This window comes from Bacteroidales bacterium (assembly GCA_023229505.1).
Classification (GTDB): Bacteria; Bacteroidota; Bacteroidia; order Bacteroidales; family JAGOPY01; genus JAGOPY01.
In genome coordinates this window covers 48,409-74,772 of record JALNZD010000008.1, presented here as the reverse complement: position 1 = coordinate 74,772, position 26,364 = coordinate 48,409, and the positions used below count along the sequence as shown (strand labels likewise).

The 26,364-nt window shown below is 44.1% G+C and carries 19 protein-coding genes and 2 tRNA genes; 11 read left to right on the top strand and 10 right to left on the bottom strand.

Features of this window, described 5'->3' with window-relative positions; translation table 11 throughout:
• Positions 1-277 precede the first annotated feature (277 nt).
• Entirely contained in the window at positions 278-1,405 is a 1,128-nt protein-coding gene (locus M0Q51_04690; GenBank protein MCK9399273.1) for a DUF3298 and DUF4163 domain-containing protein, read from the top strand.
• Between the two features lie 18 nt (positions 1,406-1,423).
• On the opposite strand, the gene prmC is transcribed toward M0Q51_04690, so the two are convergent.
• A complete protein-coding gene (gene prmC / locus M0Q51_04685) occupies positions 1,424-2,287 on the bottom strand; it encodes a peptide chain release factor N(5)-glutamine methyltransferase (GenBank protein MCK9399272.1) in 864 nt (287 codons plus the stop codon).
• A gap of 103 nt (positions 2,288-2,390) precedes the next feature.
• On the opposite strand from prmC, the gene M0Q51_04680 reads away from it, so the two are divergent.
• The 10 genes from M0Q51_04680 (at position 2,391) to M0Q51_04635 (ending at position 12,812) form a co-directional block, all read left to right on the top strand.
• Complete coding sequence (locus M0Q51_04680) at positions 2,391-3,035, top strand: hypothetical protein (protein MCK9399271.1); 645 nt, start codon at positions 2,391-2,393, stop codon at positions 3,033-3,035.
• Positions 3,032-4,288, top strand: coding sequence for a glycosyltransferase (locus M0Q51_04675; protein MCK9399270.1), 1,257 nt, complete (start codon positions 3,032-3,034; stop codon positions 4,286-4,288). Before M0Q51_04680 ends, M0Q51_04675 begins: the two co-directional genes overlap by 4 nt.
• Before the next feature lie 3 nt (positions 4,289-4,291).
• Complete coding sequence (locus M0Q51_04670; GenBank protein MCK9399269.1) at positions 4,292-4,888, top strand: YigZ family protein; 597 nt, start codon at positions 4,292-4,294, stop codon at positions 4,886-4,888.
• Between the two features lie 313 nt (positions 4,889-5,201).
• Positions 5,202-6,641, top strand: a complete 1,440-nt coding sequence (gene dnaA, locus M0Q51_04665) for a chromosomal replication initiator protein DnaA (protein ID MCK9399268.1) — start codon at positions 5,202-5,204, stop codon at positions 6,639-6,641.
• Between the two features lie 49 nt (positions 6,642-6,690).
• The gene (locus M0Q51_04660) at positions 6,691-7,167 is read left to right on the top strand and encodes a low molecular weight phosphotyrosine protein phosphatase (GenBank protein MCK9399267.1); all 477 of its coding nucleotides are present in this window, start codon (positions 6,691-6,693) and stop codon (positions 7,165-7,167) included.
• Positions 7,168-7,175: 8 nt separating this feature from the next.
• Positions 7,176-8,135, top strand: a complete 960-nt coding sequence (locus tag M0Q51_04655; GenBank protein MCK9399266.1) for a pyridoxal-phosphate dependent enzyme — start codon at positions 7,176-7,178, stop codon at positions 8,133-8,135.
• Positions 8,132-8,839, top strand: a complete 708-nt coding sequence (locus M0Q51_04650) for an SAM-dependent methyltransferase (GenBank protein MCK9399265.1) — start codon at positions 8,132-8,134, stop codon at positions 8,837-8,839. Before M0Q51_04655 ends, M0Q51_04650 begins: the two co-directional genes overlap by 4 nt.
• 109 nt (positions 8,840-8,948) lie before the next feature.
• The gene (locus tag M0Q51_04645; protein MCK9399264.1) at positions 8,949-9,845 is read left to right on the top strand and encodes an ABC transporter ATP-binding protein; all 897 of its coding nucleotides are present in this window, start codon (positions 8,949-8,951) and stop codon (positions 9,843-9,845) included.
• The gene (locus M0Q51_04640) at positions 9,842-10,660 is read left to right on the top strand and encodes an ABC transporter permease (protein ID MCK9399263.1); all 819 of its coding nucleotides are present in this window, start codon (positions 9,842-9,844) and stop codon (positions 10,658-10,660) included. The genes M0Q51_04645 and M0Q51_04640 overlap by 4 nt, the downstream gene beginning before the upstream one ends.
• A 562-nt stretch (positions 10,661-11,222) precedes the next feature.
• Complete coding sequence (locus M0Q51_04635) at positions 11,223-12,812, top strand: Ig-like domain-containing protein (protein ID MCK9399262.1); 1,590 nt, start codon at positions 11,223-11,225, stop codon at positions 12,810-12,812.
• Positions 12,813-12,825: 13 nt separating this feature from the next.
• Here M0Q51_04635 and M0Q51_04630 read toward each other — a convergent pair whose 3' ends face one another.
• The 9 genes from M0Q51_04630 to M0Q51_04590 all read right to left on the bottom strand — a co-directional run bounded on the left by M0Q51_04630 (position 12,826) and on the right by M0Q51_04590 (position 26,295).
• Positions 12,826-14,061 carry a M48 family metallopeptidase gene (locus tag M0Q51_04630; protein MCK9399261.1) on the bottom strand — a complete coding sequence of 412 codons (1,236 nt, stop codon included), beginning with the start codon at positions 14,059-14,061 and terminating at the stop codon, positions 12,826-12,828.
• A 17-nt stretch (positions 14,062-14,078) separates the two neighbouring features.
• Positions 14,079-16,187, bottom strand: a complete 2,109-nt coding sequence (locus M0Q51_04625) for a hypothetical protein (protein MCK9399260.1) — start codon at positions 16,185-16,187, stop codon at positions 14,079-14,081.
• Positions 16,188-16,191: 4 nt separating this feature from the next.
• Positions 16,192-16,935 carry a 3-oxoacyl-[acyl-carrier-protein] reductase gene (gene fabG / locus M0Q51_04620; protein MCK9399259.1) on the bottom strand — a complete coding sequence of 248 codons (744 nt, stop codon included), beginning with the start codon at positions 16,933-16,935 and terminating at the stop codon, positions 16,192-16,194.
• 49 nt (positions 16,936-16,984) lie between these two features.
• Positions 16,985-21,223, bottom strand: a complete 4,239-nt coding sequence (gene glgP / locus M0Q51_04615) for an alpha-glucan family phosphorylase (protein ID MCK9399258.1) — start codon at positions 21,221-21,223, stop codon at positions 16,985-16,987.
• A gap of 38 nt (positions 21,224-21,261) precedes the next feature.
• Positions 21,262-22,497 carry a glycoside hydrolase family 57 protein gene (locus M0Q51_04610; protein MCK9399257.1) on the bottom strand — a complete coding sequence of 412 codons (1,236 nt, stop codon included), beginning with the start codon at positions 22,495-22,497 and terminating at the stop codon, positions 21,262-21,264.
• 23 nt (positions 22,498-22,520) lie between these two features.
• Complete coding sequence (locus M0Q51_04605; GenBank protein MCK9399256.1) at positions 22,521-23,801, bottom strand: glycosyltransferase family 4 protein; 1,281 nt, start codon at positions 23,799-23,801, stop codon at positions 22,521-22,523.
• 68 nt (positions 23,802-23,869) lie between these two features.
• Positions 23,870-25,822, bottom strand: coding sequence for an amylo-alpha-1,6-glucosidase (locus tag M0Q51_04600; protein ID MCK9399255.1), 1,953 nt, complete (start codon positions 25,820-25,822; stop codon positions 23,870-23,872).
• A 283-nt stretch (positions 25,823-26,105) separates the two neighbouring features.
• Positions 26,106-26,192 (bottom strand) — tRNA-Ser (locus M0Q51_04595).
• A 16-nt stretch (positions 26,193-26,208) separates the two neighbouring features.
• Positions 26,209-26,295: transfer RNA gene (locus tag M0Q51_04590), tRNA-Ser, on the bottom strand.
• Positions 26,296-26,364 lie beyond the last annotated feature (69 nt).

The following is a 26,364-nucleotide window of genomic DNA, read 5'->3' as shown; positions in this document are numbered from 1 at the left end:
TTTTTCTCATTATTTGATTAATTCCGAAAATTGCATTTTTTGCCACCAAAGCACTAAAACACCAAAACCCACGAAAGTTATTTGTTTGATTATAACCTTTTGGTGATAATTGGTGATTTGGTATTTTAGTGGCATTTTTAATTTTTACTTATCTATCTCTATATTATTTAATTGCCATCAATATTATGTTGATAATTCAAGGATAAAATCAATTTGGTTTCAGCAATTGTTCTCTTTTCAATGCTTAATTTTGACCCTGATCCAAACCATTAAACTTATGATCAGAGGCATTATATCTTTTATTACGGCTTTTCTCGCGGTCATAACCTGCTACGCACAGACTGCATTTTATAAACACCTGGAAGGTAAAGTCGGGAACAACATCAATATTGTTCTTGATATGGTCGTTACAGGTGAAAAGCTCGGGGGTTATTACTATTATTTTTTTGATGATAAATCTGGTGATGACGCCTGGACCCATTATGGAAAGTCGATGCCGGTCTATGGACAAATAAGTTCTTCGAACGATTTTGAATTCAGCGAGTTTGATCCTGAAGTTAAAGGTGCCATCTTCAAAGGTACTTTGAAAGACGGGATTATTTCGGGTAAGTGGATCAATGCCGACGGGAAAAAACAGCTTCCGTTCACAGCCACAGAAACTTATCCATTAGGAACGATGGCATTCCGCGTCGTATACATGAATGACAAGACTTTACTGACTGGAAAGGCAAATTCGCCTGTTGCATCTTTGAACCTGAGCCTGTTATTACCGGTCGATTACCCGGTAGATCATGTTGCTGACTCAGTAACAGCTTTTGTCTATGAAGACTTTTTCGAAAAAGAATCCCTGGGTGCTGATCCGGCAATCCTGTTCAATGAGACCCGTGAACAATACTTCACAAATTATAAAACCAGCAATGCGGATATTTACCAGGAAGGCGCCGCATCTTTCGACTGGAAGAAAATCAAGGAGATGAGGATCCTTCATAATGAGCATGAAATATTATCAATAGAATGTTATAATTATGGTTTTACAGGCGGGGCGCATGGCCTTTCCGTATCAAAATTCCGGGTGATCGATCTGAAGGACGGGCATCAGATCAGCCTGGGTGAAATTTTCCGGAAAGATTATGATAATGACCTCAGGGACATCATCAATTTTGCCGCCCGCAAAAAGTACAATCTCGAACGGAATCAGAGCCTTGTGGAAGCAGGCTTTTTCAGCGAATTTATCGATGCCGGGCCTAATTTTTATATCACCAAGGATGGCATAGGCTTTTATTACAACCAGTATGAAATAGCTCCCTTTGCATTGGGGCCGATTGACATTTTCGTTAACTACCAGGAATTAATGAGAATCCTGAACCCTGAAACCCCCGTCTTCCGGTTGATTTCACCATATTAGTAAGTCCCTGTATTCAGCTTATTCAGCCAGTAAACAACACCTTATCATCCGGTCTTTTTCCTGCATATCCTTTTTCAGGAAGATTTCAGCATATCCTTCATTTTTTAAAAGAAAGACGGCCTCTTTACCAAGATTTTCATTGATCTCCAGGTAAAGCTTCCCGTTTCCGGACAGATGCTGCCTTGAGAATCCGGCAATCGCCCGGTAGAAAAGCAGGGGGTCATCATCAGGGACGAAAAGTGCCTGTGACGGTTCAAAATCCAGAACATTAGACTGCATCAGGCTTTTTTCGGATTCCCTGACATAAGGCGGGTTACTCACGATCAGGTCGTAAATCCCCAATTCATCCCATTCGCTCTCATCCAGGATATTAATCTTTTTGAAGTCCACCCTGATACCAGATCTATCTGCATTCCCTGATGCGGTTTTGATAGCATTTTCAGAAATGTCGAGAGCCGTTAAATGGGGCTGCTTCAAAAGCCTGCCCAGGGCCAGAATAATACAGCCGCTGCCGGTACCAATATCCAGGACATTCGAACCTGTTTTATCTTTATGATCATCAGCCACCCATTTTACCAGCTCTTCCGTTTCAGTCCGGGGTATCAGCACGGAAGGATTAACTGCAAGTTCAAGGCCGTAAAAGTAAGCTATCCCCGTTACATATTGGACAGGCTTATGCCCGAGCAACTCATGTAAACCCTGGGAAAGTAGGTTTTCAATATCTTCTTCAATTATCCTTCCGGGATCAAGGGGGATCTCTTTCTTTTCTATCCCGGTGACCGAAAAGATCAGGCTGTTGACAAGATTATAACATTCTTTTTCAGGGTAGATCGCTACTAACTCTTGTACCATCTTATCCCTTAGCACTTTAAGTTGCATCATTTTCCTATCTTGAATAAATTAATCCCGACTATTTTGGATTATAAGGTAAGAAAATTCTAACTTTGATTGAACATTTATTATTATTTTTTCCCAATAATTTCTGATGAAGGGTGATATTCTGATCATTAGTGAGCATCACAGGCAAGCTGCGCAAGATATTCTTGACCTGACGCTGCCGGCTATCCGCTTCAAACCGGGTAAATTCTTTTTCACCATCGCGGGAGAATCTGGTGCGGGTAAATCAGAAGTATCTTATGCCCTGGAAAATCTTTTAGAAAAAACAGGCATCGCGGCCCGTATTATCCAGCAGGACGACTTCTTTGTTTATCCTCCCAAAACCAATGAATGCATGCGGGAGAAAGATATTCACCTGATCGGGCCCGGTGAGGTGCGGCTGGACAAGTTGAATGAAAATATCCGGGAAGTTTTAAACGGGAATACAGAGATAGAAAAACCACTGGTCATATTTGCCGAAGACCGGATCACTTCGGAAAAAATCAACCTGAACCCTTTCAAGGTTATCATTATTGACGGGACCTATACTACTCTGCTGGAACATATAGACTGCCGCGTTTTCATTGACCGTGACAGGGATGATACCCGGGCAGACAGGCTTAAACGAAACCGGGAAAAGCAAAATGACTACCTGGAAAAAATACTGGAAATTGAACACCTTATTATATACCGCCATAAAACTCTGGCAAATATTATCGTGAATAAGGAATTTAAAGTTATCAAAGCCGGATGACCAGCAGCTTCAAACATATTGCCATGCTGAGCACGCATGGCTATTTTGACCCCATCCCGCTGCTTGGGGAAACGGATACAGGCGGGCAAGTGCTGTATGTGCTGGAATTATCCAAAGCACTGGCCAGAAAAGGTATTAAGGTTGATATTTACACGCGCTGGTTTGATCACAACCGCCAACAGATCAATCCGTTGAAGGATTGTCCCGATGTCAGGGTGATCCGTATCCCGGCAGGCCCATGGGAATTTGTAATCAAGGAAGAAATTTATAAGCTACTGCCTGAATTGACTGAAAATCTTACATCCTTCATCAAAAAAAACAACCTGGATTATGATCTTTTCCATGGACATTATGTTGATGCAGGCATCGTAACTATCGACCTGGAGAAGATTTTCCATAAGCCGGCTTTTTTCACGGCCCACTCCCTCGGTGCCTGGAAACGGGAACGGATGGATGGTGACTACTTTAAGATGGAATTACAATATAATTTCAATCACCGCATTTCGGAAGAAAAACGCATATTCAATACCCTGCAGGGCCATACGGTCACTTCCCTGCTTCAGCTCGAAAAGCTCCGGGAATTGTATGATTACCAGGGAGATAATGTAGAAATTATTCCTCCAGGCGTAAACATCCATAAATTCAAACCGCTTGCTCCCGGTGAACCTCCCCGAAAGACCGGACTTCCGGAAAAATACATTTTTTGCCTGAGCCGGGTTGACAGCAATAAAGGGTATGATCTTCTTTTAAATGCTTTTGCCCGGGTCTGTAAGGAAATCGATGATATATACCTGGTAACCGGCGGAGGGTCTGCCCATCCGCAGCCAAGGGAACAGGAAGTGCTTGACATGATGCACCGGATCATGAAGGAGAAGTGTATTGAAGATAAGATCGTCTTCGTTGGTCATGTGGAAGAAAATTTAATGGCATCTTATTATCAAAATGCCCGGTTTTTCGTAATGCCTTCAATTTTCGAGCCTTTTGGGATGACTGCGCAGGAAGCGATGGCCAGCGGGATTCCGGTTATCGCCTCCCGGTTCGGGGGAATTAAAACCGTTCTGACCCATGAAAAGGACGGCCTGCTTATCGATCCTAAAAATGAAGATGAATTTGCCGGTGCAATGATCAGGTTACTGGAAGATGAAACCTATCGTGATAAGATCAGCAAAGCTGCTTCAATACTGATCCGCCGGAATTTCAGCTGGGAAGCCATGGCTAACCGCCATCTCGCCTTTTATAACAGATACTGTTGATCAATGGATGAGTACCGGACTCTTCAGGAAGTATCGCAAGGCCTTTACAAGGAGAAAGGAAGTAAATTTATTGCAATAGCCATTCCTGTTGATTCCGTCGATGAGGTCAGGCTGCAGTTGGAACAACTCCGTAAGCGCTATCATGACGCCAGGCATCACTGCTATGCTTACCGGTTGGGAGAAGAGCCTTATGAAGTGAGGTATAATGATGACAGGGAGCCTTCAGGAACAGCGGGAAAACCCATCTTCGGGCAAATTCAATCATTTGAGCTAACCAATGTGCTGATTGTTATTATCCGGTATTTCGGAGGAGTGAAGCTGGGCACCGGTGGTCTTATTCAGGCATACCGGAATGCAGCGAGAGACGCTATCGAAAATGGAAAGATTGTCACAAAAACCTGGAAAGCCTTGCTCGAAATCCGTTATGATTATCTTCAGATGAATGATGTCATGCGCGTTATCAAAGATGAAGGTCTCCGGATCATACACCAGGAATCCCCGGGACAATCCTGTATCTTACTAGAAATCAGGAAAGGGAACCTGGAAACTGTGATCAGAAAATTTTCATCCTTGGAAAAATTGGAATGTACCGTAATTTAAATTGATTTTAAGTATATTTTTGTTGACACTTATGAAATTATTTCGTACTTTTTCCCTCTCAAAACCCTAAAACTCAAAACCAAGAAAATCAACTCTTTAACTATAATTATTAATGGGCTTCATCTTTGCCTATATAAGCTAAAAATATATCATTGTCAAGTATTAAATAACTTTTTTTTCTAACTTTTTTAATGTCACTTTTGTTAAATAACTTTTTGGGGACTTTGCCTAGCATTAGTCCCCTGACTTTCAGGCGGAAAATTAAAACATATGAAAAGAATAAATATTAAAAAAGCGGAACGGGGGTTTTAGCATGAAAATGACTTGTACTGAGGTATGGGATAATTGCCTGAAGATTATCAAGGATAATATCCACTACCAGAGTTACAAAACATGGTTCCTTCCAATTAATCCTATTAAATTGGAAAATAATGTCCTGACCATTCAGGTCCCGAGCCAATTTTTTTATGAATGGTTAGAAGAGCATTATGTGGGTTTATTAAAAAAGACAATCAAAAAAGAACTGGGAGCAGAAGGAAGGTTAGAATACAGCATCCTGATGGAAAACAGTTATGATAATCCTGACCCGATGTCAATCAAGATCCCGGCATCCAATAATAAATCCTTATCAAACCCTTCAGTTTCCATGCCCATCGATCTGAACCGGGGATCATCCAAAGAAATTCCGAATCCATTCGTGATCCCGGGATTGAAGAAAATCAAGGTAAATTCCCAGTTGGTAGAAAATTATTCTTTTGAAAATTTCATAGAAGGTGATTGCAACAGGCTGGCCAGGTCTGCAGGATTTGCCGTTGCGGAAAACCCCGGCAAAACCGCATTCAATCCTTTATACCTGTATTCAAATGTTGGCCTGGGGAAAACCCACCTGGGACATGCCATCGGCATCCAGGTCAAAAATAATTTCCCTGACAAAACCGTACTTTATGTTTCGACCGAGCAATTTGTCGGACAATATATCGAATCGGTAAGGAATAATAACCAGAATGACTTTATCCATTTCTACCAGATGATCGACGTGTTGATTGTCGATGATATCCAGTTCCTCTCGGGAAAAGAAAAAACACAGGATGTCTTCTTTCACATCTTCAATCAGCTTCATCAGAGCAGTAAACAGATCGTGCTTACTTCCGACAAGGCCCCGGTTGAAATGAAAGGCATTGAGCCACGGCTGCTTTCCCGTTTCAAATGGGGGCTTGCCGCCGACTTGCAACCGCCTGACCTGGAGACCCGCACCGCAATCCTGCAAAAAAAACTCTACCACGACGGGATCGAAATGCCGGAAGAAGTTATTGAATATCTGGCTTATAGCATTAATACAAATATTCGTGAACTGGAAGGCGCCCTGATCTCAATTATGGCCCAGTCATCGCTGAATAAGAAACCAATAACCTTAGATCTGGCCAAGCAAATGATCGATAAATTCGTGAAAAGCACATCCAGGGAGATATCTATTGATTTCATACAGAAAATTGTATGCGATTATTTTAACATGCCAGTTGACTCGATTAATTCCAAAACGCGTAAAAGAGAGATTGTTCAGGCCAGGCAACTGGCGATGTATTTCGCCAAAAAGCATACTAAATCTTCTCTTGCAACGATTGGCCTCCATTGCGGCAATAAGGACCATGCCACTGTCCTCCATGCTTGCAGGACCGTCAATAACCTGATCGATACCGATAAACAATTCCGTATTTACGTCGAAGAACTCGACAAGAAAATCAAGATGGTTTAGCCCATCCTGACCGTTACTCACATTTTAGCTTTTTTCCTACTTTTGACAAATGAAGATATTATTTGTTTGCCTTGGCAATATTTGCCGGTCACCTTTGGCTAAAGGGATCATGGAAGATAAGATCGAAAAACTCGGACTAAATGCTGAAACTGATTCTGCGGGATTTGAATTATTTCACCGCGGCGATCCGGCTGATCCTCGCTCCGTAAATGTTGCCTCCGCTTATGGCATCGATCTTTCAGACCATATAGCACGCATGTTTTCAGTCAGGGATTTCGACCGTTTTGACCGGATCTATGTAATGGACCGGAATAATTATGAGGATGTGATGAGCCTGGCCCGCGATCAGCAGGATATACAAAAAGTGGATTTTATCCTTAACCTTGTAACACCAGGGGAAAACCGCCAGATACCCGATCCCTGGTATGGCGGAAAAGATCATTTTGAACAAACCTATCGTATGCTCAATCAGGCATGTGATCAGCTGGTACAGGAGATTCTATCCATTGAACGACGTATTAAATAAATCCGGATATGATCCCCGATCTCAGAACCATAGAAACAGCTGCAACAAGGATCCGGCCATATATCCACCGGACCCCTGTAATGACCTGCCAGAGCATAAATCAGATGCTTGGTGCAACGGTTTATTTCAAATGTGAGAATTTTCAGAAAGTAGGTGCTTTTAAATCAAGAGGGGCGTGTAATGCCGTTTTCTCACTCGATGATACTGCTGTTGCGAAAGGTGTGGCCACCCATTCCTCCGGGAACCATGCGCAGGCGCTGGCCAGGGCCGCCCTCATCAGGGGGTGCAAAGCTTATATCGTCATGCCGGAGACAGCCGCACGGGTGAAGGTAGAAGCCGTGAAAGGTTACGGGGGTGAGATTTTCTTCTGCAAGCCTTCGCTGACATCAAGGGAAGAAACTCTGCAAGAGGTCGTCAACCAGACCGGTGCCACGGAAATTCACCCCTATAATGATTACCGGGTAATTGCCGGACAGGCAACTGCAACCCTTGAACTTTTCGAAGAAACAGGACCGCTGGATGTGATCATGGCCCCGGTTGGCGGAGGAGGTTTGCTTAGTGGCACAGCCCTGGCGACATCTTACACTTCACCCTCCACAAAAGTTATCGCCGCTGAGCCAGCCCATGCCGATGACGCTTTCCGTTCTTTCACAACGCGCAAGCTTGTCCCATCAATAAACCCGCAAACCATTGCCGATGGGCTGCTCACTTCATTAGGCTCGCTTACCTTCCCGATAATCCTGGATCATGTTCACCAGATCATCACTGTTTCGGAGGAAACGATTATTCAAGCGATGTTACTGACATGGGAAAGGATGAAGATCATCATCGAGCCCTCTTCAGCAGTTCCCCTGGCCGCTCTTATGGAGAACCAGGATGATTTCCAGGGAAAAAGAATAGGCATCATCATTTCCGGAGGAAATGTCAGCTTTGATAAATTGCCATGGTTAACCCCGGTTAGATTATGAAAGGAACTTTATATCTCATACCATCAACTTTAGGGGATACATCATCATCCAACAGCCTTCCTGAGATCAACCTGAGGGTCATCGAGAAGCTTCAACATTTTGTGGTGGAAGATTTAAGGACGGCACGCAGGTTTCTGAAGAAAATCCTGCCAGAGATCATAATAGATGACCTTTCTTTTCAAATCCTTAATGAACACACAACGCCACAGGAGGTTTCTTCGCTGCTCGCTCCGGCAATTGAAGGCAAAGATATGGGATTGTTATCTGAAGCCGGGCTGCCTTGTGTCGCGGACCCTGGTGCTTTGCTGGTAAGCCATGCCCATGAAAACGGAGTAAAAATTGTACCCCTCACCGGCCCTTCTTCTGTCTTCCTGGCTCTGATGGCCTCTGGATTTAATGGTCAGAATTTTGCATTCTCCGGCTATCTTCCTATAGATAAAAAAGAAAGAGTATTGAAAATCAGGGAATTGGAAACTTCAGCTTATCAGCAAGATCAGACCCAGATCTTCATTGAGACACCCTACCGTAACCAGCAAATGATGGAGGCATTAGTAGAAACATGCCGCCCGCAAACCCAGATTTGTATTGCTGTAAATCTGACCATGCCGGATGAACTGATCATCACCCGTACTGCTGAGCAATGGAAACGGATGAAATGGCCTGATATTCAGAAAAAACCTGCTGTATTCCTGTTATACCGGTAATCAGTGGTGAAAGATAACAAAGTCCTGTTTGTAGAAAAATATTTTTGGATTTCTGTAATGATTCCTGTTGAAGTTCGTTTTACATTTGTTGATCACAATATATTTTTATTTGAAAGATATTGTCCTTTCCATCCAGGGTTTGACCAAACGATACGGTTCCATCACTGCCGTTAACAATCTTGATCTTGAAATCGAACGGGGTTCGGTATTTGGCATTCTCGGTCCTAACGGCAGCGGAAAAACCACCACATTGGGGGCGTTACTGGATGTTATACGTCCTGATTCAGGATCTTTCTCCTGGTTTGGCGGACTACCTGAGAAAGCGCAGCGGAAAAAGATCGGGGCCATACTGGAAGTACCCCTGTTTTATCCTTATCTGAGCGGGAAGCAAAACCTGCGAATGGTGGCTAAAATCAAAGATTTACCAGGTGATGATATCGACCATGCCTTGAAAACTGTCGACCTGTATGACAGGAGAGACAGCCGGTTTAAGACCTATTCCCTTGGTATGAAGCAAAGGCTTGCCGTTGCAGCAACGCTGATTGGCAATCCTGAAGTGCTCATTCTTGACGAACCCACGAACGGGCTCGATCCGAGAGGTATCGCGGAAATCCGGAATATTATCCTGGCAGTGGCATCCCGTGGTGTAACAATAATCCTGGCAAGTCATATACTCGATGAAGTCCAAAAAACCTGCACCCACATGGCTGTGCTGGAAAGGGGCAAAAAATTATTTTCCGGGCATGTGGATGAAGTATTGAACGATGCCCAGTGGGTGGAACTTGCAGCGGATAATATGGCCGGACTTCAACTTGCATTGAAACAGGCCGGTTTCGTGGAAAATATCCAGGAAGAAGGGGATAAATATATCGTCAAGCTGAACTCTGCGACAAGCCAGGCGGAATTGAACAGTTTCTTCTTTAATAAAGGAATTGTTTTGACCCATCTGGCCTTGAGAAAAAAATCACTGGAGAAATATTTCCTCGAATTATTGGACAAATCATGATGAAACTGCTGCAGATCGAGCTACGGAAAATAATTCCCTACAAGATGTTCTGGATGATGACAGGTATCTACGTCCTCTCCCTGGTCTTCTTTTCTTACGGACTTCCGAGCCTGATCGATTATTTCTCGATGCAGTCCAAAACTCCGGAAGTGAAGCTCCTGATGAAGTTCCTTTATAATTTTCCGGATATCTGGCAAAATCTTTCCTGGGCAGCTTCACTGCGCTTTTTTATTAAGATATTCCTGGGCATGATCATGATTGTATTGGTTACCAATGAATATTCATTCCTGACGATCCGGAACAATATCATCAACGGGCTGAGCCGGACAGATTTCCTTCTTTCTAAAGTTTACCTGGCAATCTTATTCAGCTTTGCAGCCACTCTTCTTATCTTTTTAACCGGAACGGTCCTTGGCGTAATTTATTCATCGACCATCAGTGTCCATGCCTTTTTCTCCAAGATGGTCTTCCTGCTTGGGTATTTTGTGGAAACGTTAACTTTCCTGCTCTTTTCGATGATGGTAGCTATCCTGGTCAGGCGCACCGGGTTTGCCATCGGGTTACTTTTTGTTTATCCAATATTCGAATTGATCATCCAGCAAAAGATGCCTGAAAGCATTCAGCCTTTTCTTCCGGTAAATGCCATGAATCATATCCTGCGCACGCCTAATACTTCTCTTATCCAGTTCAGGTCGCCGGAATTCAATGTGGAACTGCAGACTGGCCTTCATAGCCAGGATATTGTCATAGCCCTGCTTTATGCCGCTTTATTCATCGGGATTTCCTTGTGGGTTATCAGGAAGCGCGATCTCTAGGATTTCATTCTTCGTCTGTTTGTTTCCTTGCTTCTTCGATGGACTGAAGGCTATTTGCCCAGATTGTTAATAACTCCCTTCTTCCCCACCGGGTATATTTTGAAAAAATCCGGATAAACAAAAAAAGGTGTTTAACCCCAACGGGGTATAAACCTGGCATTTGTTGTCATTGCTACAAGACTCTGTGCCCTATGGGTAAGTGCAAATTCGGAATTTGTCCCCTGGGGCTGTCCAAATGAAGTAAATACCGCGTAGCGGTTCAGGTATTGTAGGAGAATGGGATAAACCAATAATCAAATTCCCCGGAGGGGATTAACACTACCCCATGACCCACGGGCAAGCACAGATTTGGAATTTGTCCCCTGGGGCTGGCCAAATGAAGCAAATACCGCGTAGCGGTTAAGGTATTGTAGGAGAATAGGATAAACCAATTATCAAATTCCCCGGAGGGGATATACAGATGAAGCGTTTTGCATTTTGCGTTTTGCATTTTAATTAAAATGTGACATTATATCTAATTTGTCCGTATATTACACCGAAATGATAATTGAACCTATTTGCTATGAAAACATCATACTTAATATTAGCATTATCAATAATGCTGGTTTGTTTTGGTTGTAAAGAGGAAAAAAACAATACACCTCCAATAATTAGCAGTATTGAACTTGACTCGACAGCAGTCAGTCCGGGTGGGACTATTAATGCTCAGGTATTGGCAACCGATCCGGATGGTGACCAGTTGGATTATTCCTATACCGTTTCAGAAGGAAATATTGTTGGTTTTGGGGCAAATGTTCAAATCATCGCACCAATGGAATCCGGGATTTATAATTTGAATATAGTCGTATCGGATGGAAATGGCGGAGAAGCTACTGGTTATGAAATATTTTACGTCGATTCAAAACCAATAATTAATGAGATAACCATTACCCCTGAGGTGCTACAAATAAATTCAACAGCCGTCATACAAGTAGATGCTGTTGATCCTGACGGGGACCAGTTGATTTATGACTATTCTCCGGAAGCAGGAACAATCACAGGATCAGGTCCTACTGTCACCTGGAATACTCCTGATTATCCCGGCAGTTTTGTCATTGAGATTTCTGTCAGTGACAGTAGAGATACCGTCAAAACAGAGCTAACATTATCGGTAATAAATAATGCTGCACCAATTATAACGGAAATAATCATCAACCCTGATAGTGTTCAATCCGAAGGAGTAGCAACTGTCACAGTTACTGCTTCTGATCCTGATGGAGATGCCCTCACCTATTTATATACGCCATCTGGCGGATCGATAAGTGGTTTTGGCTCTTCCGTGACGTGGACAGCACCTTATGAAGGCGGGACTTATTCCATAAATGTCAAAGTCAGTGACGGAAATGGAGGTAACGCAACCGGAAGTGTTTCTGTGGTAGTTCATCAGGCTGGTGTTGCACTTGAAAACTTGGTTGCTCACTGGTTGTTCAATGGAGATGCAGATGATGCTACAGCAAACGGACACGATGGAACACTAACAATGGGGCATGCATATTTTGGCGGTGGCGCTGCCCCGCAATTAGTGGCCGACCGCTTCGGAAATGCAAATTACTGTTATCATTTTGACCAGGGTTCAAATATAGAAGTACCCTATTCCACTGCATTAAATCCTCAGAGCATGACCATCAGCCTTTGGATAAAAATGGAGGGACAGGCTTACGATGATTACATTATTTCATTGAACCGTTGGAATGGCTGGAAATTAAATATTCAGGGTAATATGTTACTGTTCTTTACTGTTAGGACACTTTATAACGGCAACCTAACTTATTATGACCGGGATAGTAACCCGTATGCGATCACTGCTGAAACCTGGACTCATATTGCTGTTAGTTTCACAGATGGATTTATGAATTTCTACATCAATGGAGAATTAGCACAATCATGGGACAATACCCCCGGAATTCCTGTGACTGTTGATAACATCAACCTTACAATCGGATCAGATCTTCCGACCGGAGTTTATACAACAGTTGAAGGCGACTTCTACATTGGTTGGGGTGGTTACTTTAAAGGCAATATTGATGATGTCAGATTCTATGATAAAGCCCTTACTCCACCGCAGGTGGCTTCTATCTATAATTTCGAAAAGGATAATGCTGTAGAAGAATAAGCACGATCTGCAATTATCTGACTTCCTCAATGGCCTGCAGCCTTTTCAACAAAGGTGGATGGGAATAATAAAAAAACACGTAAGCCGGGTGCGGCCTTAAGTTGCTCAGGTTGTTCACTGATAATCTGATCAGGGCATCCCGGAGGCTATTTCCATGATATTGGGTTGCAGCAAAACGATCGGCCTCAAATTCATGTTTCCGGGAAACTACATTCATTGCCAGGCCCAGGATAATCGACAATGGAGTATATAATATTCCGAAGGCCACCACGCTAAGGTGGAAACTGGGCTCACTGCTTCCAAGTGCGCCTGATAAATGCGGATTTCCGAGAAACCTCGAAAGAATGAACAGCATGATTCCTGTTTGCACGATGGAGGTGACTGTCCCAATCAGTGTGTGTTTCTTTTTATAGTGACCGATTTCGTGGGCAAGGACCGCTACCAGTTCTTCTGTCGAATGGTCTTTGATCAAAGTATCATACAATACTATCCTTTTTTTCCTCCCCAGCCCGGTAAAATATGCATTAGCTTTTGTCGACCTCTTCGAGCCATCAATGACATAGATATTTCTCAGGTTAAAGCCTGTCTTTAGTGCAAAAGCTTCGATGGCATCACGCAATTCTCCGGATTCGAGCGGCGTCTGCTTATTGAACAGCGGGACGATGATGTTAGAGTAAAACAAGGTCATGAAAACCGTGAAAAAACTGATGACTCCCCATGCGATCAGCCAGAACCACTGCCCGGTTGCCCCGTAGATCCAAACCACCAGTGATAACAACCCGCCCCCAAGAATAATGGCAAGCAGCCACCCTTTGAATTTATCAAGTATGAAGGTTTTAACCGTTGTTTTGTTAAAACCGAAGCCCTCTTCGATCACAAATGTCGCATAGACAGAGAAAGGGGTTCCAAGAATATCAGCTATCAATCCTAGTATGCCGAAAAATAACAGCGCCATCGGGATAGGGCTGGTTGTAAATTGCCGGATATAGTGATCAAGGAAAGCAAAACCACCAAACAGGAGCATCCCTAAAACGAGTGTAAAATTAAAGGTTTCTGTTATTTGAGAGAAATTGTGGTTAGTTCTCAGGTAGAGCTGTGATTTCCGGTAATTTTCACTGTCATAGATACCTTCAAGTTCAGCAGGCAGGTCATCACGCCAATAGGTACGATTGAGGAAGTCGAGTATCCTCTCCAGAAAAAAATCAAGGATAACGATCAGCAGGATGGTGACAAAAATTATCTTTTCCATAAACAACAGCAGTCGATTTAGTAACTACCTGCTCTTTTGCGCAGAAACCACTCCAGTGTAAGGAGGCCTATAATAAGTGCCAGCACCCACCTTTTATTCAACAAATCTTCATATTTTTTCCGTGTATAGGTTACAGGCCTGATATCTTCTCTTGCCAGGATATTTTCAGCCAGCAGGTCCAGGTCTGAAGGGTAAACCATCTTACCGCCGCTTCCATCAGCGAGTTGGAATAAAAGGTGGTGGTCAGCCACGGTGTTCAGGGCTTCAAGGTCGATGGCAGTAACGGAAAACTGGCCGGATGCATTATAAAGGCTACTTCCAAGGCTGACCTTTGCCTGGTAAGAATAATTGCCGGGAGGGAAAGTGCCGGCATCCAGGTGGTAAGCATTTCCTGCTTTATTAAAAACATAGGGAAACTCCTTTGCATCTTCATTCCTGATTGTAATCCCAACTTCCGGCTCATTGGTCAGTTCATAGCTTTCATTATACACTTCCGCATCGAAGATTACCGGCTCATTTTCCCTGAAATTACTTTTGTTATATATCCTGAAATTCTTTTTCTGGTCCTTAAGGCTCAGGAATTGAATGATCTTATTGATCAATTCGTTGAATGATTGATGATCTTTGGTTTTTGCATAGTTGTAAAACCGCCATTTCCAGATCCCTTCTCCTGCAATAACGCCCGTTCGGCCATCAAGGGTCTCATTGAAAAGGATCATTGGCCTGGATGTTTCAACGCTTCCCAAACGCTGATTTAATAAAACCCTTGACGCGTTGGAAACCTGGTAATCACCCAAAGGGGAAATCAGGGGGGGCAGATCGGAAAGCCAGGCTTTCGTCGCATCACTAAGGGAAAAAGCAGAAAAACCGGGGTTTAGGACCGGAACAGCTTCTTCATAAACAGCTTTTCCTGCCATTGCAATGATCAGGCCTGATTTCCATTGGTTGAACCTGTTAAGATCCGATTGCGTGCCGATAATAAAGAGTGCCGGAATCTTTTTCTCTTCGATCGAACGGAGCAAAGCATCCGCAGGTTCATTTACTGACGGCAGCTGATGAAGGATCACCAGGCTGTATTTCTCAAGGTTTCCCGTGAAATCGCCCAGAAGCGATTCCTTAACTTCATAATTCATATTTGAAGTTATGGCTTGGTTAAGGGCTGATATATCCGGGTGAGGGGAACCGGATATTATCAGGACTCTGCTCCTTGAGTCAAGGACTTCAACAAAAATCTCTTTCCTGTTATTGGCTTGAGACAATTCCCCATTCACAGGGTCAAGGACAATGACATATTTCTGCAACCCACTTTTCTTTGCATCGAGGATAATTTGAAAACTTTGGGTAAAATCATCTTTATCAATTATAAAATCCTTCGATTCGACAGGATTATTTTCATGAAAGATGCGGATCCGGCTTTGTCGTCCATTGGCTGCATTGGCCCTGACAACTATTTCAACGGGGAATTTGTTGTTCAGGTAAACCATGCGGTTATAATTGACTTTTGCAATAATGAGGTCCTTCCGGATGCTGGTATCTCCCAAAGCAATGGTGTAAATAGGGTAAGGCCAGTCTTTAGCCTGGTAAACCGGGTTGGCTCCTGTATTGTAAATGCCGTCCGAAGCCATGATCAGTGCCCCGACATTCCGGTTGACATATAAATTGCCCAATTCAGCAATAAGTCTTGAAATATCTGTCGTCGCCTTGTCGTATTTAACCGAGCCGGAAAAATCTTCCCCTTGTTTAAGCTGGATAAGCTTATCGCCAAAGAGATATTGGCGTACATCCCCTATTTGGGAAAGCCTGGCTGATAAACGGTCAACATCCCGAAGCAAGGCATCCTTGTAGTAAGCTGAGTCAGCGTTCAGCAGGACAGATTCTGAATCATCGACAGCAAGGATGATCAGCGGTTTTTCTTTTTCTTTTGAAATGGAGCGGATGAATGGGGAAAGCAGCATAAAGGAAATCAGAAAGACCGAAACAAACCGGACAGCGCCAAGGATTAATTTTAGGTAATCCGGAAATTCATTTTTAATATCCCTGAAATAAAGGCCGATGGCATAACCGCCTGCCAACAAAAGGCAAATTATGATCAGCCATGCAGGCTGCCCGGTGAAAAGGTTTGGCATCAAATCAGGTATTCATTCCTCCACAAACACTGATCACCTGACCGGTCACGTAATCCGACAGATCCGAAGCCAGGAATAAGGCCATATGGGCAACATCTTCAGGTTTGCCGCCTCTTTTGAGTGGTATCTCCTTGATCCAGGCCTCCCTTGCTTCCTGGGGAAGCCGGGCCGTCATTTCAGTCTCGATAAAGCCCGGAGCGATCGCATTACAGCGGATATTGCGGGACCCTAACTCCTGTGCTATTGACTTGGTAAAACCGATCAGGCCGGCCTTGGATGCCGAATAATTTGACTGGCCGGCATTTCCGTTCAGACCAACCACCGAGCTCATGTTGATGATAGAGCCAAAACGTTGCTTCAGCATATGTTTCTGGATGGCCCTGGTCATGCTGAAAACTGATTTCAGGTTTACTTTTATGACCAGGTCCCAATCAGCTTCTGTCATACGCATCAGGAGATTATCACGGGTAATGCCGGCATTGTTCACCAGGATATCGATCCTGCCAAAGTCCTGTGCGATCTGGTCGACCACGGTTTCAGCACTCAGGAAATCGCTTGCGTCAGATGCATAGCCTTTTCCTTTTCTTCCAAGTAATTCGATCTCTCTTTCAAGGCTTTCCATATTTTCATCGACCTTCAGGTCAGTAAAAGCAATATCGGCACCTTCAGCGGCGAACTGCAAGGCGATCGCCCGTCCGATTCCACGGGCGGCTCCTGTGATAAGGGCGGTTTTATCTTTTAACAGCATATATCTTTTTTTATCAAATTTACTAATAATGTGCTTAATACAATAAGGATCATATCCATTTGATCAGGTTAAAATCCAGGCGATGCGCCAGCCATTTATTCTTTGGGTAAAGTCTGAACGCATAATGGTAAACTCCCACTTTCTCCATGGATATTTTACAGGTAAACTTCGCCATTCCTGGCGCCGATTCAACCAATTTCATTTCTTCCTTATGCATGATCTTTTTAACGGTATCCTTCTCTTTGTGTCCGAAAAGGATATCTATCCCAAGATCTTCAGCTTTGATCCCGTTCAGTTTTAGTTCGATTTCAGCCACAAAATCATCTCCAAGGGCCATGGCTCTGCGTGCCGGATCGGGGACGGCAATCCTTTTAACTTCCAGATGGTGCCATCCGGCACGGATCTTTGATTTCCAGGCTTCAATCTCACGGGCAACCTGAAAATCATCTTTCATTACGAGCCGGGAACGTTCGATCAGTTTATTGTAAAATCTGTCCTGGTAATCATCCAGCATCCTTTTCATAGTATAATGAGGAGCCACTTCAGCAATACAATTCTTGATAAAGGCGATCCATTTCACGGGAAGACCTTTACTGCGGTTATAAAACAAAGGAATGATCTCTTCTTCCAGCAGGCCGTAAATGGTCTCAGAATCCAGTTCATCCTGGAATTGCTGATTGGCATACGTCATTGCTTCACGCAGTGCCCAGCCGGCATTGGGCCTGTAACCCTCCGCCCACCAGCCATCGAGCACACTGAGATTCAGCACACCGTTCATTACTGCTTTCTCGCCACTTGTCCCTGAAGCTTCCTGAAGCCGGGTAGGCGTGTTCAACCAGACATCTACACCACGTACCAGTCTCTTAGCCAGTTCAATATCATAATTTTCAATAAAAAATATTTTACCAAGAAAATCCGGACTTTTAGAAATCTCAATGATCTTCTTGATCAGATCTTGTCCTGACTTATCGGCCGGGTGTGCTTTACCTGCATAAATAATCTGTACCGGCAGGTTTTTGTTCTTAAGGATAGCAGATAATCTTTCAAGATTACTGAAAAGTAGATGAGCCCTCTTGTAAGTAGCAAAACGACGTGCAAAACAAATGGTCAGGGCATTCTCATCGAGCGAGTCAATCATTTTCAGCTTGACTTTCGGGTTCTCCTGCCGGCGGGTAAGTTCATCAGTCAGCTTTTCACGGAGATAATTGATCAGGTCTTTCCGGTAATAGTTGCGCAGAGTCCATATCTCCTTGTCGGGCACATTCCTTATCTTTTCCCAATATTTGACGTCAGACTGATGGGTAAGGTACTCCTCTCCGAAATGTTTTTTATAAAGGTCGATCCAATGGCTGCCGGTCCAGGTAGGGTGGTGAACCCCGTTGGTTACATACCCGATATGCAATTCATAAGGATAATACCCTTCGAAAAGCCCCTGGAACATTTCATTCGATACACGTCCATGAATTTTACTCACGCCATTGACCTCCTGCGACATTTTTACGGCCAGCACGCTCATGGAAAATTTTTCTGTGGGATCGTTTTCCCGGAATTTTCCCAGGTTCATGAATTCCTGCCAGGTAATGTTCAGCCGTTCAGGATAATGTGAAATATAAGTTCTCATCAGGTCCTCGTCAAACGAGTCATGGCCTGCCGGTACCGGTGTATGCGTGGTAAAAAGCGAAGAGGATCTGACGACCTCAATGGCCTGGTGAAAGGTTAGTCCATGTTCCTGGACCAGTATCCTTAACCTTTCAAGGCTTAGAAAAGCAGCATGACCTTCGTTACAGTGATAAACATCTGCTTCTATGCCAAGCTCCTTCATTAACCGGATACCCCCAACGCCCAGGAGTAACTCCTGCTTAAACCGGTTTTCCTGGTCGCCCCCATAGAGATGATGGGTGACGGCCCTGTCGGTAAGGGAATTGTCTGAAATATCGGTATCGAGCAGGTACAGCTTGATCCTTCCCACATTGGCCTCCCATACCTGGGCATAAAGGTTCCTTCCCGGCAAGGCCATACTGACCTTCATCAGTTCACCTTTGCTATTTATAATACGGGTCAGCGGCAGGTGTGAAAACTTTTGCCGGTTGTATTCGGCAATTTGGTCGCCAAAAAGGGAAATGCTTTGCTGGAAATAGCCATAGCGGTATAGTAGCCCAACCCCGATCAGATTTTTGTTCGAATCGCTGGCTTCTTTAAGGTAATCTCCCGCAAGGATCCCTAATCCGCCGGAATATGTCTTTATATTATCATACAGCCCAAACTCCATGCTGAAGTAGGCAATCTTTTCCTGGGGCTTATTTTTAGCTTCAGCCATGTAATTTTCGAACTTTTTGTAAACCGCATCAATCTTAAGAATGAAGTCAGCGTCCTTTTCAAGCGTTTTCAGCCTATTGATATTCAACAATTCAGCCAGGATACGGGGATTCCTTCCCGATTGCCGCCATAGCTCCGGGTCAATTTGCTCATATAGCTCTTCAGCCTCATAGTTCCAGGTCCACCATAAATTTTGGGCAAGGATGGCAAGCTTTTCAAGTTTCTGGGGAATGGAAGGTTCAACGACAACCCTGTTCCAGATGGGCTTTTGCTCGACTGGAATGTCTTTTAGGAAATATGCCTGATGCTGCCTTTTGTCACGAAATAATTCAAATCTTTCATCCGATTTATTAAGTGCAAAGGAATATGCTTTCCTGTAATACCCGAAAAACTCCTGCCATGAGGCAGTTCTCGTCAGTTCAGCGGCTAACAGGCGCAGTTGTTTTATTTCCTTGACGTTCTTAAGGGTGAAAGCCTGGATAAAACCGGTCATCTCGGATAAAACTTCCGCAACATTGTTATCATTCCTATCGATAACCTTGATAGCTCCGTCATTTTTTTTACGAAGAGACTGTACCCATAATCCAAAACCTGCAAGACTTGTTGTAATGGTCGGGATCCCAAAAGCAGCACTTTCCAGGGGTGTATAACCCCAGGGTTCATAATAAGAAGGGAAAACTGTCAGATCAAATCCGGGAAGAAGTTCATAATAAGGCAGGTTGAAAATACCATCATGACCATTCAGGTATGCAGGAGTGAAAACGATCCTGACCCTGTCACCGGGTTCGTTTTTCAGACCGGCTTCCTTGATCCGTATGAGCACCGGGTCATATTCCTCATGGTATATAGAATGTGTAAGGTATTTATGAGATAGTGGTTCATTCCCTGAATAGCCCTGCAAGCGGTCAAGTAATTCCTTGTTTGAACCGGCAATGTTTCCGGGAACCATAATGAAGGCCAGGATTGGTTTCCCAGCTATCTTATTGAGTTCCCCCAGGCTGTCAATGAACAAGTCGATACCTTTATTCCTGAATTCATATCTGCCACTGTTCAGGAGCAATATTGAATCGTCCGGGACAGCGTATCCCAGTAATGATCCGGTGACCTGAAATAAAAGATTGCGTGCCTTGGTTCTTTTTTCCTGCATTTGTTCAGGCACTGCAACAATGGATGGATCAAACCCGTTAAGGGTAATCTGGTCAGGTTCTTTTTGGAGTAAATATTTACATTCCCTGGCCGTGATTTCAGAAACTGTTGCAAAGCAGTCTGAAACCTCTGCCGAGCATTTCTCAAGAGAATATTTGGAAGTTATATTATAGGACCGGGCAAGCGCTGCGGCGTCCAGCTTTTCCATATGATCGTAAAGCATTTTACCGTTGCTGGCAATTGACCGGCCCAGTATCGTTGCATGTGTCGTAAACACTGTGCCTGCCTGAGGCATATACTTTTCCAGGTAAAGGATCCCGGCACCTGTCAGCCACTCATGAAAATGAGCGATGATCCTTTCCCGTGCCGTAAAATGATATTCGTAAAAATTCTCAATTACCTTTGCAGCGCCATATCCAAACATCACGGGCTCAATATAATCCCACTCCCCCGAAATAGAGTCTAACTGGTATTCTTCCCAGAATTCAGCGAAAATTTCATTTTTTCGGGGAAAAAAGGTCGTGAAATCAACCAGGATAATTACAGGGCGTCCAGGAATATTCCAACGCCCGATCCGGATATTCAGGCCATCGGTGAGTGCCTTTTCTTTCCAGATTTTGAAAAGGTTGACATCTTCAGTGAACTCGGGATTTTCCCGGGTTTCCTTCCAGACGTCCGGCCCCAGTAAAATATAGTTTTCGCCATATTCCTTGCACATAAATGGCGCCTTTGTGCTTATAACTGTATGAATTCCACCAACTTTATTGCAGACTTCCCAACTCACTTCGAATACAAAGTCGGGCTTGAGGCTAACGGGTTTTTCCATGAGTAATTAATAAAATAAACGGACTTATTTGATTTATTTTAGAAGAGGTCAGGATCGCGAAGTTTTTTTTTAGGATGCTCTCCGGGCTTTAACCCTTGTTCAAGGCGCTGCCGGAGATCAGAAAGTACATTCATGTAATTGATATAGGCTTCATATGGCGACCCGTATGGATTGAAATATTTATGGACATCTCCATCGGAGAACCATTTGGTGCACATATAATAGAAATGGTCGGAGGCTTGCAGGAAACCCCAGTCTTTATGAATCTCCGGGTCATCTGAGTTTCTGACCATTTCTTCCAACGCATAGAGATTATCAAATGCATCATCCTGCAGATCATTGCCAAGCCAGGCCGTAAGGTCCCTTTCCTCATCGGCCCAGGAAATCGGATCTTCCACATGGATAGCCGAGACAGGTTGAAGTTTCTCCGAAAGCTGCGACGGCGTGTTGAAGGAAAAATCGGAATGAGAGAATACCCTTGCCGGCAGAGCACGCATGAAGTCAAAAATCCCGGTTTCTCGCCATTGGTGTTCCCCGAAAGTTTCGTAGTCCATAAACAGGTTGACAACTTCCTGTTTCGATTCGAACGCATTCAGCCAATCAACAAATTTTTCAGCTGTCAAGGGCCATTCCGACCATCCCCTTTCGGAAAACCGGAATGCGATATCATCTGATAACTGGTAATTTTTCAGCAGAACTTTTAATTTCGGGTTGATGGTATTACAATAAATGAAATTTGGGCTTTTCCAACCCAGAATATGTTTTGCACCTTCGGTCAGCTGGGTCTTGAAGCCCATTTCAGCCACCATCGCCCCTATTCCGTCAGAATAGATCAACTCGGTATTCCTGAAAGTAGTTGGGTCCTGCTTAAAATAATGCCGGATCATGGCTTTATGCTTGCTGACCTGATCAAAAAACTCAGTTTTACTTCTGAGTGAGCTTAGAGAGTGCGAATATGTTTCTGCAATGAATTCGACGTTACCGGTTGCCGCAAGTCTCTGAAAGCTCTTTAACACATCGGGAGCATACATCCTGATCTGGTCGAGGGCTACGCCTGAGATGGAGAAACTCACTTTAAATGCGGGGCCATACTCTTTGATCAGCTCCATCAACAGCTTGTTCATCGGGATATACGACTTGTCGGCAATCCTGCGCATGATGAACCTGTTCTGGTAATCATCATAATAATTATGGTAGGCCCCTATATCAAAGAACCGGTATGTTCTTAACCGCATTGGCTGGTGAACCTGGAAATAAAAGCAAATTGAACGCATTTGACGATAATTTGATTGGTTTATCATTTAATCATTTCTACATAAACTTCCTTGACTTTCAGACCGGAATGTTCCCATTTCAGGCTTTCCACTTCATCTTTGCCGTATTTTGAAAACATCTTCGGAAGACCTTCGTAATGGGTCAATCCATAGATGGCATCGGCCATACCATGAACATCCCAGAAATCGACTTTCAGGGCATGTTTCAGCACTTCTGAAACGCCGGATTGCTTGGAAATGACGACCGGCACATTGGAGCGCATGGCTTCAAGCGGGACAATCCCAAAAGGTTCGGAAACCGATGGCATCACAAACACATCGGACATGGCCAGCATGCGGTCGACGTTGGTCCCTTGCAGGAATCCGGTGAAATGGAATTTATGCCCGATCCGCAGCTGAGCTACGCGATGGATCATTTTTTCCATCAGGTCACCAGAACCTGCCATAACAAACCGGATATTATCATCTCTTTCAAGCACTAACCGGGCGGCCTCTATAAAATAATCAGGTCCTTTCTGGAAAGTAATCCTTCCCAGGAAAGTAACGATCTTTTCCGGCACATATTTACTGCCATTCACATCTTTTCTTTCAGTAGGCTCGACCGCGTTATGCACCGTAACAACCTTATCTTCAGGTATCCCGTATTTTTCAATGATGATGTTGCGCGTGAAATTGCTCACTGCAATGATCTTGTCGGCCTCTTCCATGCCTTTTTTCTCGATATCGAAAACCTGTGGGTTGACATTTTCTCCTGAACGATCAAATTCTGTGGCATGAACATGGATGACAAGCGGTTTTCCGCTGACGTACTTAGCGGCAATACCAGCCGGGTAAGTAAGCCAGTCATGGGCATGGATGATGTCAAAATCTTTTGACATGGCCAGGGCCGATGCAACAAGGGCATACCGGGAAACCTCTTCCAGCAGATTCTTGCCATAAGTACCTGTGAACTCAAAGCGGTCGGCAAAAACATTGCTATCCTGAGAAATCTTCTCAAGTTCCTTCTGTGAATGGATCCGCTCAAATTCTTCCGGGCTGACATAAGGAATAATACTGGAGCCGATCTCCATATATTCTATCCTTTTCCAGTATTCCTTATAAAGGGATTCCTTCATATTTACGTTGATATCACTGGCATTGACCAGCCTGACCGCCTCCTGGCTTTCATCGCCATAAGCTTTGGGAACCACAAAAATGATCTCGACATCATGCTTGGCCAGCCCTTTTGTCAGGCCGAAACATGCCGTTCCCAATCCTCCCGAAATATGTGGCGGGAATTCCCACCCGAACATTAATATTTTCATGCTTTATTGCTTGTTCCAAATTAAAAATTCCCCGCTTCCATGCTTCCATGCATCCATGCTCTCTGCGTTCATTTCATTTTTTCATACTTCCCAATCATATCATGAATCCGTAGCAATTCAGCCACGCTCCATGCCTGGGAAACAGCTCCCCGGGCAATGTGTGGCGGGTCGCCGTCATAAATTTCTGAAATCGTTCCAATCCCGTGTTCCGTCATAACCGCTTCGAATCCCTGGTAAAGCGATTTAACGAATGGAACGCCCGGTTTACCATAAATTTTTAAATATCCTTCCACAAAATGGCCTAAAAGCCATGGCCAGGCTGTTCCCTGGTGGTATGCTTCGTCACGGCTTTTCTGATCGCCAAAACAAACCCCTTTATACAGCGGATTTTTGGGCCCTAATGACCTTATTCCCCGGGGGGTTAGCAACTCCTGTTGAACAACATCAAGCACATTCCGGCGCTTTTCTTCATCGAGTGGTGAATAAGAGAGTGAAGTTGCAATAATCTGGTTAGGTCTTACTGAGACATTCCTGAAATCTCCGTCAACATAATCGGCCAGGTAACCTTCCTTTTCAATCCAAAAGGTTTGCGTAAATGCATCAGGTATTTTATCAGCGATAAGCTCCCATTCTTTTACAAACTTCTTATCTCCATTATGTTCAGCCAGTTCTATAGCAAAACGAATGGCATTGTACCAAAGCGCATTGATCTCAACCGGCAATCCATATCGCGGTGTAACCGGCTTACCATTCACGATGGCATCCATCCAGGTAAGGGCTAATCCTTGCTGACCTGCCCAGATAAGTCCATTTTCCTGCATGTGGATATAGCCCGGTGTCCCGGACCGGTAACCTTGGAGGACATTTCTTATCTTGCTGCCATAAACTTTCCAGACTTCCTGCCGGTTATGATAAAGGTTGGAATACTGCTGCAAAGCCCATATAAACCATAGGGAAGCATCGGCTGAATTATAGGCTTTTTTATTTTTTATGCCGAAATTCGGGAATAAAGGCCCTTTCATATCCCGTATCATGGTGTCGATAACGGCCCTGAAGAGCTTTTCTTCACCCAGCATGAGCGTAAGGCCGGGAAGAGCAATGAAGGTATCCCTTCCCCAGCGGCCAAACCATGGGAAACCGGCAATGACGTCAGTCCTCTTTCCTTTCTTCACGATGAATTGCTGGGCAGAGTTTATCAGGCAATTTTCGAAGCTGTCACGCGGTATCCTAATGTTGATCTCGCTGTTGAAAGCACGTTTTATAGCTGAAGGTTCGATTTCAGTTGTCCCGGCGCAAAAAACAACGGACTCCCCTTTCTTGATATCGACCTCAAAAAAGCCCGGAACGAAAAGATCCTCCTGGTATTCATACCCTCTTTCCATCTCCATCTGGTATTCTATATTATAATTCCAGTCGGGGACATGGGTGTACTCAGGAGCTTTGGAAAACTGCATATACAGGTGGGAATAGCCGGTATAAAGCTTCATGCGTATGCCGTTCGGTACTTTCTCATACTTGTTATTAACATTGATATTAGCCTTACTCAACCGGTGAACATTTCTAAAAGCAAGAAATGGTTTAAAGCGGAGCCTTGTCGGAGAATGTGCTTCCAATAATGTATAACGGATAAGAAACCGGTCAGTTGCCTGTGTAAATAACATCTCCCGTTTGAGGACTACCCCCCCGACATGATAAATGTTATACGGGATTGGGTCAGTTGAAAAGTCATGAATATATTTGTGGCCGCGGGGATAATAAATCCCACCGGGGTACTTATGGATTCCCAGGTTAAATTCCGCCTCATGCTGGATGACTGTTTCATCGAAATTGGACAGTAATACGTGATTGTCATCGTCGATTGCAGGTTGAGGCACCACAACCAGGCCATGATATTTGCGGGTATGGCATCCGGTGATGGTAATGCTGGCATAAGCACCTGCCCGGTTCGAGCGGATCAGTTCCCTGCTCAATGAATATTCCAGGTTTACGAGTTGCTTTTTATCAAACTTAATATAACTCATATGGCTTTATAAATCAATGTTTTTAGTGATTGGATCAAGGCAAATTCAGGGATTGCAAAAGTAGGGAAAATTTCCGGATTTCCTGCAGACTGATAGGCTTTCTTAAAAAATATTAACGAAATAATAATGATCGGATGAGATAAGAAGGAAATGTTTTCGGTTATTAGTTAGTGGTGATAGGTTATTAGGATGCAATTAGTAATTTCCAATTGTCGATTGCCGAATTCGGTATAAAATCCCACACCCACACTTCACTTGCCCACCCACACCCACACTCTTTTCGCGGAGAGAGGGGGATTCGAACCCCCGGACCTCATAAGAGATCAACGGTTTTCGAGACCGCCGCATTCGACCACTCTGCCATCTCTCCGAGCACACCCGCTTCGCGGAGAAAGAGGGATTCGAACCCCCGGTTCCGTCACCGGAACAACGGTTTTCAAGACCGCCGCATTCGACCGCTCTGCCATTTCTCCTTTGGCGCGCAAATTTACAAACATTTCTGCACCAAACCAGTCCCAAATTCAAAATTTGCCTGATTCTGA